The organism is uncultured Blautia sp. (assembly GCF_902497045.1).
Lineage (GTDB): Bacteria > Bacillota > Clostridia > Lachnospirales > Lachnospiraceae > Blautia_A.
The window spans coordinates 1-9,992 of record NZ_CABVDF010000093.1; the positions used below are offsets into that span (position 1 = coordinate 1).

Consider the following 9,992-nt stretch of genomic DNA (forward strand, 5'->3'; position numbering starts at 1 on the left):
TAATAGCCAAACCTGGATATGTATCCATGCTTGGCTATTATTGTTGTTATGCTATAAAAAAAGTTCTCATCTGTTTTCAATAGCTTTTTACTGTTACAGTCCGGGATCTTGCAGAAAATAGCTTTCGATACTGATTTAGTTTTTTTCTGGGAACCCGGATCGTCATTTTCTGGGAACCGTAATCAATCTTTGCAGAGACCTTACTTAATTGTGTACTGGTTATTTTAATGATACACTTACGTTTTACTCTGCCAAATGAGTAGGTGCCGATCTGTTTCAGTCCGGTACCAATAGTGATGCGGTTCAGGCTACGGCAGTTGTAAAAGGCTCTGGAGCCGACAACAGAAACATTATTTCCAATGACCACATTCGTAAGTTTGTTTTTCCCCCTGAAAGCATTGGTCCACACAGAGGTTACCCGATAGGTGATTCCCATATACCGGATACTGGAAGGGATAACCACTTTTTTTATGTTAGGGTTCGTGGTGCCGCAGCAGGCAACTGTTTGTTTGCCGGTAACCTGATAGATCAGTTTTGTGGAAGGGATACATTTGCTGCCCCATTTTGCATAAAGAGTGATATTTCCTTTGATGGTCAGCGTTTTTCCGGGAAGATAAGTAGCTCCTGTTCCGTCCGCTCTGGTGTTCCAGCCAAGGAAAAAACGGGAGGTACAGTAAGGGGCGGATTTTATCTTTATAGACTGACCGGAAGTATATCTGGTTTTATCAGACGGCATGCTTCCTGTGGGAAGGCTGGTGTTAGCTTTATATACCACCTGATAAGTCCGGGGAACAGGAGTGGATGTAGGCCGTGGTGCTGCCGTGGGGCGCGGAGTGGATGTAGGCCGCGGTGCTGTTGTGGGGCGCGGCGTGATTACTGCCGGTGCTTCCAGTGTTCTTGTGTGTGCTTTTATGCAGAAGCAAAAATTGGATTTAGAAGCAGCGCAGTCCGTCCATCTGGTGCCGGTGGAAGACAAAAAGCTTTGTCCCGGTTCCAGTCCGGCAATGGATCTGAACCAGGATCCTGATGCAGAGGAGGTATTTGCTTCCACATAATATTTCGTTTCATATGGAAAGGTAAGTACCACAGAATACTTACTTCCCTGTACAAGCTTTACCGGATTGTCAAGTTTCAGTGTATGAATGCCTGCGATAGGCTGGGTATACTCTATCGGAGTACGAAATGCGGGGGTTCCGCTGGCAGGATTCTGTGGATCGGAAAGATCTGTGTAGATCTGGATGCGGTATGTAGTAAAATCCTGCTTGCTGGAAAGAACGATCTCTCCAAGCTCTTCTGCATTGCCCTGGCCGGCAGAGACGGTAAAGACATTAGCAATGGAACTGCCGGCCTTTACTGTATAACTGGTTGTTCCGGAGGCGGCGCCATCGTAAAAATAGTTATTGGGATACTGAGGGGAGGTAATGGCAGTATTGCATACAAGGTTTGAGATGGATGCATCTTCATAGGAAAGATAGAAGTATCCATTTTTTCCCCAGGATGATCCGTAACTGTTTTTTACGATCCAGGCTCCGTCTTTTTGAACCATGGAAGCTGCCGGGAAATTGGACTTGGAGTAGCTGTCATCCCATCCTACGATAGTGACTGCATGATTTACCTTTCCTGCAGTGGGGCAGCATGCAGCAGCTGTTTCCGGGCGGTAATAAACTCCGGCATTATCCATCAGTATCATGGCAGAAACAGATCCGTACTCAGAAACGAGCTGCTTCATACGTTGTTGTGAATAGGCGGAAAATATGGCATCCTTCAAACAGACATCGGTATTATAGGCAATGGCCGGATCCAAAGGACGGGACAGATCCAGAGTATGTGTGGAGTCAGTGGGAAGAGGTGCCTTTCCTTCGGATACCATACCGGACCATGTGCTCAAAAAGAAAGATGCGACCATACCGTTTCCGCTGTCATGGTAGTTTTTTCCAAGATGGACAATCCTGTCATCAGGAGTATTTCCCAGAGGATCATTGACTCTGTTGGCAAAAAAGTATGCAAGGTGTTCCTCAGAAAGATCCCAGGTACCAAGCCCCTGTTTCAGAAGAGAGGTCTCAAAATTGGAAGCAAGGCTGAAAGCCCAGCAGATATTGAAGGGATTCTGATTTTTTACAGAGGAGATGATGCCTGACTGCCTGGAATCATAATAAGAAGGCAGAAGGCCGTATTTGCTTATGCTGAGATCACTGTCGGGATCTTCTGCAGGAGAAAACGCAGGCATGTTTTCCATGAGATCCAGCTGTTCCTGAATTTCTTCTTCCGTCATAGGACGTCCAAGTATATAATCTGCGTCTTCTGTGTTGTTTATTGTATCTCCGGAGGAAAAGAGTTCTTCTTCCATTTCCCCGGAGGAAAAGTCTTCTATGTTCTGGGAGCCGTCCAAAAGATCAGCATTTCCTTCCGGCTCCGTATACTCAGGAGCTTCTGTGATTTCAGGATCTTCGATAAAGATATCCTCCTGAGCGGTTTGATCAGAAGCAGAAAAAGAATCTTCCGGGTCGGCGAGACTGATATCATTTTCAGAGGAAGTATCCTTTGAGAATGGGACTGTTTCACTTGCGCCAGATGAGAAGCCGGCTGCAGATACAGAAGAATTTCCAATTAGAATGGCAGTACTCAGAAGCAGGCTTAGAAGCTGTTTTTTGCGATATTTCATGAGGATCCTCCTTTATTTTTATATAAATACAGGTTGCTTAACTAAAATATAGCGATTCTTGAAAAAGATGTCAATGATATATAATAATAAAGCAGCATAAGCCCCGGCTTCGGAACTTATGCTGCCTGAAGAATTTATCATATATCGTTGATCTGCTGCACCCCCGGCGGATCAGTCATATATCCAAATGCTTAGTCGTTGATTACAACGCCTTTCTGAAGCATAACATTTGCATACAGAGCTTTCTCGCTGGTAGAGATGATACAGTAAGCTGTCTTAGCTTCATCATAGAATTTGAAACGCTCGATATTGCCTACTACTGCATCGCCTCTGTCATCATACTTGCGGATGATTTCTTTGTATGTATCCCAGATTGGTGTTTCTACAGTATCACCAGGCATAACTTCCATGAGATTTACCGGTTTCTCTACATAGGTATCCAGTGGGAATACTTTCAGGATAGCTTCCAGGATCTCAGGAACACCGTGACCGTCACAACGGATGGTGATGGCATTTTTGCCCATGGATTCAACCGGGAAGTTTCCGTCAGCGATAACGAGACGGTCGCTGTGACCCATTTCACATAATACCTTTAATAATTCTGGTGATAAAATTTCAGGAATTCCTTTTAACATTTCAGTACCTCCGATCATTTTTTTCTATCCTAAACTTTACCTGTGTTCTTCTCAAGTTTCAAGAGAATATTTTCCTTTAAAAGATGAATATTTTACTGTTGACAGAAACGTTTCGGTATTATAAAATGAGGTCAAAACAGAAACGTTTCGGTTTTTGCTCTGGAAAGAATCTGAAGCAGCAGAAATCAGAAAACAGTCAGATCATATTTTACAATAAGGAGGACATCATCATGCCACTTGTAACATCAGAAGAAATGCTGCTGAAAGCACAGCAGGGCGGATATGCAGTAGGCGCTTTTAATGCGGAGAATATGGAGATGGTAAAGGCTATCATTGAAGCAGCAGAGGAGTTAAATGCTCCTGTTATGATCCAGACAACTCCATCTACTATTAAATACGGAACAGTAGAGACTTATGGAGCAATCGTAGCGGCAGAGGCAAAAAAAACCAGCGTTCCGGTTTGCCTTCATCTGGACCATGGCAGCAGTTTTGAACTGGCTGTACAGGCGATGAAAGCCGGATATACATCTGTAATGATCGATGGTTCAAAATTTGATTTTGAAGGAAATGTTGAAATCACAAAAAAGACGGCAGATGCGGCCCGTGCGCTGAATATTCCCTGTGAGGCAGAGCTTGGCAAAGTGGGCGGAAAAGAAGATGACCTGGAGGCTGAGGCTGATACCAATACAGATCCTCAGGAGGCAAAAGAATTTGCAGAGAGAACAGGAGTCACATCTCTGGCAGTGGCAATCGGAACAGCACACGGATTTTATGTAGGAACACCGGTGCTTGACAAAGAACGTCTCAGTGAGATTCGTAAGGTTGTAGACATTCCGCTGGTTCTTCATGGCGCTTCCGGTTTAAGTGACGAAGAGGTAAAAGATTGTGTAAGACGGGGAATCTGTAAAGTGAATTTTGCTACAGAGCTTCGTGAGGCATATTCTAAGGCAGTAAAAGAAACCTTTGCAGAAAAAGAGAATACCATTGATCCAAAGGTTTACGGACGTGCTGCGATCCAGGCAGTCAAAGAACTGGTAAAATATCGTATGCAGGTTTGCGGCTGTGACGGAAAAGCCTGAAACACGGTAATATGCAGAGGTGATTTTTATGGCAGCGACCATGAAAGATATCGCAAAGCTTACCGGACTGGGGCTTGCGACTATTTCTTCTTACTTTAATGGAGGAAATGTAAGAGAAAAAAACAGAAAAAAGATTGAAGCAGCCATTGAAGAGCTTCATTATGAAGTGAACGAGGTTGCCAGAAATCTGAAAACAAATGCCACAAAAACCATCGGTGTGGTGATACCTGAGCTGAATAATGTGTTTTGTGCGGAGATCATTACCGGAATGGAGGATATCCTGAGAAACCATGGGTATGCAACGATTGTCTGTGACTGTCGTACCGACAGGAAACTGGAGCATGAAGCAGTCGATTTTTTAAGCCGAAAAAGGGTGGATGGGATCATCAATATGCCCGTTGATGCAGAGGGCGGTCATTTGAAGGAGTTCCAGAAAACTGGAAAGCCGATCGTTCTGATCGACCGTAAGATACAGGGCGTTTCCTGCGACAGTGTTCTTGTGGATAATGAGCAGGCTGCCATAGATGCAGTAAGGCTTCTTTACGAAAACGGACACCGGAATATTGGAATTATCGGTGGTCCGGAAGAAATTTCCACAGCGCAGGAAAGACTGCGGGGATATTGCAGTGAGTTAGATGAACTGGGAATATCAATAAAGAAATCTCTGATAGTCCATGGGGATTATACCATTCAGGGCGGTGTCCGTGCCATGGAGGAGCTAGTGAAAAGAAACCCGGAAATGACGGCGGTATTTGTGACCAACTATGAGATGACCCTGGGCGCTGTAATAGGCAGCAATGAACTGGGAATCCGGATTCCGGATCAGATTTCCCTGGTTGGTTTTGATAATCTTTCTTTTGCCAGGGCATGCAATCCGAAACTGACCATTGTATCCCAGCCCACAGAGAAGATTGCTGAAAAAGCAGCAGGGCTTATGTTGTCCCGTCTGGAAAAAAATGACGGATCGTCTCCTTATCAGACAGAAAAACTGGAGGCAGCTATTATCCATGGAAAGTCTGTTGCACAGATCAGAAAGGGAGAAAAATGAAACAATTATATTTGCTTGGAATCGACATTGGAACAAGTGCCTGTAAAGCAGCTCTTTTTGACAGAAAAGGACAGGTTCTTGCAGCGGCAAACGGCGAGTACCCGGTATATTATCCGGAAGAAGGATGGGCAGAACAGAATCCGGAGGAATGGTGGAGTGCTGTCTGTGAAGCAGTTCGCCAGGTAATCCGAAAAGCAGGCATCCAGCCGGAGGAGATTGCCGGAGTGGGAATCGACGGACAAAGCTGGTCTGCTATTGCTATTGACAAAGGTGGAAAAGTACTGACTAATACGCCTATCTGGATGGATACCAGAGCACAGTCCATCTGTGACCGTTTAAATGAAGAAATTGGGGAAGATGAAATTTTTCGTATTGCCGGAAATTCCCTTCAGCCTTCCTACACTACGGCAAAGATTCTCTGGTATAAGGAAAATCTTCCGGAGGTGTACTGCAAAATCTATAAGATTCTCCAGTCCAACAGTTACATCGCTTTTAAACTGACTGGTCAGATATCACAGGATCTTTCCCAGGGATATGGACTCCACTGTTTTGATATGCGTACCGGACAGTGGGATGAAGAAATGTGCAGGAAAATGGGAATCCCCAGGGATTTTCTTCCGGAAATTGTTCCAAGTGATCGTATTATAGGAACAGTAACAAAAAAAGCAGCAGAGGAATCCGGACTTGCAGAAGGCACTCCTGTGGCAGCAGGCGGTCTGGATGCAGCCTGCGGAACCTTAGGCGCAGGTGTGATACATTCTGGAGAGACACAGGAACAGGGCGGACAGGCTGGAGGAATGAGTATCTGCATTGAAAAATATCAGGCAGACCCCCGTCTGATTCTGGGATTCCATGTGATCCCGGGAAAGTGGCTCCTTCAGGGCGGAACTACAGGAGGAGGCGGCGTTATGCGCTGGTTTGAGAGAGAATTTGCGGATTACGAGCGTCTGATGAGAGAGCAGACAGGAATCTCTTCTTTGGATCAGCTTAATGAGATCGCTGAAAAAGTAAAACCTGGATGTGATGGACTTGTATTCCTTCCTTATATGGCCGGAGAGCGGTCACCTATATGGAATCCTTATGCAAAAGGTGTATTTTACGGACTTGATTTTTCTAAGACAAAGGGTCATATGGTACGTGCCTGTATGGAAGGAGTGGCGTTTTCTCTCCGTCATAATCTGGAAACAGCAGAAGAAGCCGGTGCGAAGGCAGAAATCCTTCGGGCTATGGGAGGATCTGCAAACTCCCTTCTCTGGACGCAGATCAAATCAGACGTTACAGGAAAAACAATGGCAGTTCCTGCTTCAGATACGGCAACCACTCTGGGGGCAGCGCTTCTGGCAGGTGTGGGCACAGGATTTTACAAGGATTATGAAGAAGCAGTAGCTGAGACGGTAAAGGTGACCAGAAAACATCAGCCAGATCCGGAGAAAAAAGCAGTATATGACAAAAATTATGAAACTTATCTGGAATTATACCGGTCTTTATCCGGTCTTATGAAAAAAGCATAAAGAAATGGAAGGAGTGTTTTTATAATGAAAGCAGCAGTTGTTGTGGCAAATGAGGATGTGCAGTATCAGGAGATTCCGGAGCCTCAGGTAAAACCGGGTTATGTGAAGATCAAGGTTCGTTATTCCGGAATATGTGGTTCTGATATCCCACGGGTACTTCACAACGGCGTACATTTTTATCCCATTGTTCTGGGACATGAGTTTTCCGGTGACGTAGTAGAGATTGGAGAGGGTGTCAAAAAGGTGAAGGTTGGAGACCGTGTTTCAGGAGCTCCTCTTGTACCCTGTATGAAATGTGAGGACTGTCAGAAGGGAAATTATTCGCTTTGTAAACATTACAGTTTTATCGGCTCCAGAGAACAGGGAAGCAATGCAGATTATGTGGTAGTTCCGGAACAGAACGCAGTTCCCTTTGATGCCTCCATTCCCTACGAGCAGGGGGCTATGTTTGAGCCTTCCACAGTAGCTCTTCACGGTCTTTTGCAGAATGACTATCAGGGGGGTGAATGTGTTGCAATTCTTGGAGGCGGTACCATTGGTATGTTTACTATGCAGTGGGCAAAGATTTTTGGTTCCAAAAAGGTGGTTGTCTTTGACATCAGTGACGAGCGCCTGGAGCTGGCGAAACGTCTTGGTGCAGACGAAGTGGTAAACACTACAAAAGAAGATTACATGAAAACCGCTATGGAGATTACTGAAAACAAAGGATACGGCTATGTATTTGAAACAGCAGGTCAGGTTCCGACGATGCATATGGCATTTGAACTGGCGGCAAACAAAGCACATGTATGCTTTATCGGTACTCCTCATCAGGAACTTTCCTTTACTCCGGCACAGTGGGAAAATATGAATCGTAAGGAATTTAAACTTACGGGTTCATGGATGTCCTACAGCGCTCCGTTCCCGGGAAAGGAATGGGAGCTTACCGCTCATTATTTTGCAACCGGACAGCTGAAATTCGATCCTGGATTTATTTACAAAAAGATTCCTATGAGCCAGGCCCAGGAGGCCTTTCAGCTTTATAAAACCCCGGGTCTTGTAAAGGGAAAGATTCTTTTATCAAACGAGGAAAATTAAGATGATACTGACAGTAACTTTAAATGCCGCCATTGATAAGCGGTATGTAGTGGAAGATTATCAGGAAGGGCAGGTAAATCGGGTAAAAGAATGTTCCTATGTTCCTGGAGGCAAAGGTCTGAATGTTTCCAAGCCGGCTTCTATATACGGAGCGGAGGTTGTGGCAACCGGATTTGTAGGCGGTCATGCAGGAAATTATATTGAGGACTCCCTGAAGCCATTTGGAATCAAAAGTGAATTCTATCATGTGGAGGCAGAAAGCCGTTCCTGCATTAATATCTGGGATGAAGTAAAGCATGTACAGACAGAATTTCTGGAGCCGGGCTTTACACTTACAGAAAAGGATTTTGATGGATTTGAGCAAAAATTCCGTACTCTTGTAAAAGATGCAAAAATTGTGGCAATGTCTGGAAGTGTACCAAAAGGACTGGACGGAACTGCCTATCAGCGTCTGGTTAGAATTGTAAAGGAAGCTGGAAAGCCGGTTATTCTGGATACCAGCGGGCAGCTTCTGGAAATGGGGATCCAGGCGGCGCCCACCCTGATCAAGCCAAATATTGATGAGATCCGGATGCTTACGGGAAAGACCTGCGACGATATCAATGATATTATTGAGGCGGCAAAAGAGATCCACAGAAATGGTGTGGAGATTGTGGCGGTTTCCCTTGGTGCGGATGGTTCCCTTGTTGTGGGAGAAGAGGGTACATTTCGGGCAGAGGTGCCGAAAATTGATGCGGTAAATACAGTAGGCTGCGGCGATGCCATGATCGCGGGATTTGCCATTGGCATGGAGGAGGGACTTTCCATTCCGGAAATGCTGAGAAAGGCAAGTGCTGTTTCCGCAGCTGCGGCTATGCGGGAGGAAACCGGTTTTTTCTGTATGGAGGATATGGAAAACCTGCTTCCTGAGATTAAGATTACGAAACTGTAATGAGTAACTGTTTCAATAAGCAGAACTCATTAGGAAATATAAAAAAGGAGAAAAAAAGATGGCAGAATTTATTAATCCGGCACTTGTGCCAAAAGTAACTCTCCCTTCCGGTGAGAAAGTTCCCTGTGTAGGAATGGGAACCTTTGGTTCCGACCGTGTTTCCGCAGAAGACGTTTCTGCAGCAGTAGCCGGTGCAGTACGCTGTGGTTACCGAATGTTTGACTGCGCTGCCTGCTATGGCAATGAGGTGCAGATCGGAAAGGTATTTAAGGACGCTTTTGAGGAAGGTGTGGTGGAGAGAAAAGATCTCTTTATTATGACAAAGGTATGGAACGACATGCACAGAGATGTAGAAAAAGCCTGCAGAAAAAGCATCCAGGATCTTCAGTGCGACTATGTGGATCTGTACTTTATCCACTGGCCATTTCCGAACTATCATGCGCCGGGATGTGACGTGGATTCCAGAAATCCAGATTCCAGACCTTTCAGTGTAGAGGAGTTCATGGATACCTATCGTCAGTGTGAAGAGCTTGTGGAAAAAGGTGTGATCCGCTATATTGGTATTTCCAACATGACGATTCCGAAGCTTGAGGCAGTGCTTCCGCTTATGAAGATCAAACCGGCGGCGTGTGAGCTGGAACTCCATGTATGCTTCCAGCAGCAGGAGCTTTATGATTATCTGGTGGCACACAATATTCAGCCGGTAGGCTACATGCCCCTGGGATCACCAAGAAGGCCGGAAAGAGATATCTGTCCGGAGGATGTGGCAGATCTTCAGCTTCCGGAGATGAAAGCCATTGCAGAGGCTCACGGCGTACATCCGGCGCTTATTGCTCTGAAATGGGCTCATCAGAGAGGCGAAATATCCATTCCGTTCTCTGTACATAACTTTTCATCTAATCTGAAATGCGTGACAGAAGATCCTCTGACAGAAGAGGAAATGAAAACCATCTCCACTTTGGAAAAAGGAAACCGCCTTGTAAAAGGTCAGGTATTCCTCTGGGAAGGCGCCAATGACTGGCATGATCTCTGGGATGAGGATGGAGATC

The 9,992-nt window shown here is 45.4% G+C and carries 8 protein-coding genes; 6 read left to right on the plus strand and 2 right to left on the minus strand.

The window, feature by feature from the left end; translation table 11 throughout:
• Window positions 1-76: 76 nt before the first annotated feature.
• Both RDS42_RS08215 and RDS42_RS08220 read right to left on the minus strand, forming a co-directional pair.
• Entirely contained in the window at window positions 77-2,662 is a 2,586-nt protein-coding gene (locus tag RDS42_RS08215; protein ID WP_308783224.1) for a C1 family peptidase, read from the minus strand.
• Between the two features lie 191 nt (window positions 2,663-2,853).
• Entirely contained in the window at window positions 2,854-3,297 is a 444-nt protein-coding gene (locus tag RDS42_RS08220) for an RbsD/FucU family protein (RefSeq protein WP_177296613.1), read from the minus strand.
• A 230-nt stretch (window positions 3,298-3,527) separates the two neighbouring features.
• Here RDS42_RS08220 and RDS42_RS08225 point away from each other — a divergent pair, with 230 nt between their 5' ends.
• The 6 genes from RDS42_RS08225 to RDS42_RS08250 all read left to right on the plus strand — a co-directional run.
• Complete coding sequence (locus RDS42_RS08225) at window positions 3,528-4,376, plus strand: class II fructose-bisphosphate aldolase (RefSeq protein ID WP_308783225.1); 849 nt, start codon at window positions 3,528-3,530, stop codon at window positions 4,374-4,376.
• Window positions 4,377-4,404: 28 nt separating this feature from the next.
• Entirely contained in the window at window positions 4,405-5,424 is a 1,020-nt protein-coding gene (locus tag RDS42_RS08230; RefSeq protein WP_308783226.1) for a LacI family DNA-binding transcriptional regulator, read from the plus strand.
• Window positions 5,421-6,935 (plus strand): xylulokinase, encoded by a 1,515-nt coding sequence (xylB, locus tag RDS42_RS08235; RefSeq protein ID WP_308783227.1) that lies wholly within the window; start codon window positions 5,421-5,423, stop codon window positions 6,933-6,935. The genes RDS42_RS08230 and xylB overlap by 4 nt, the downstream gene beginning before the upstream one ends.
• Window positions 6,936-6,959: 24 nt before the next feature.
• A complete protein-coding gene (locus tag RDS42_RS08240) occupies window positions 6,960-8,012 on the plus strand; it encodes a galactitol-1-phosphate 5-dehydrogenase (RefSeq protein ID WP_308783228.1) in 1,053 nt (350 codons plus the stop codon).
• A 1-nt stretch (window position 8,013) separates the two neighbouring features.
• Window positions 8,014-8,943 carry a 1-phosphofructokinase gene (gene pfkB, locus RDS42_RS08245; RefSeq protein ID WP_308783229.1) on the plus strand — a complete coding sequence of 310 codons (930 nt, stop codon included), beginning with the start codon at window positions 8,014-8,016 and terminating at the stop codon, window positions 8,941-8,943.
• A gap of 58 nt (window positions 8,944-9,001) precedes the next feature.
• The coding region (locus tag RDS42_RS08250) for an aldo/keto reductase (protein WP_308783230.1) at window positions 9,002-9,992 on the plus strand (991 nt) is incomplete at its 3' end.

Excerpts from the sequence above, each read along its gene's own strand:
- RDS42_RS08225 (WP_308783225.1), top strand. The coding sequence starts at position 3,528 with ATGCCACTTGTAACATCAGAAGAAATGCTGCTGAAAGCACAGCAGGGC.
- RDS42_RS08215 (WP_308783224.1), bottom strand. The coding sequence starts at position 2,662 with ATGAAATATCGCAAAAAACAGCTTCTAAGCCTGCTTCTGAGTACTGCC.
- RDS42_RS08230 (WP_308783226.1), top strand. The coding sequence starts at position 4,405 with ATGGCAGCGACCATGAAAGATATCGCAAAGCTTACCGGACTGGGGCTT.
- RDS42_RS08220 (WP_177296613.1), bottom strand. The coding sequence starts at position 3,297 with ATGTTAAAAGGAATTCCTGAAATTTTATCACCAGAATTATTAAAGGTA.
- RDS42_RS08240 (WP_308783228.1), top strand. The coding sequence starts at position 6,960 with ATGAAAGCAGCAGTTGTTGTGGCAAATGAGGATGTGCAGTATCAGGAG.
- xylB (WP_308783227.1), top strand. The coding sequence starts at position 5,421 with ATGAAACAATTATATTTGCTTGGAATCGACATTGGAACAAGTGCCTGT.
- pfkB (WP_308783229.1), top strand. The coding sequence starts at position 8,014 with ATGATACTGACAGTAACTTTAAATGCCGCCATTGATAAGCGGTATGTA.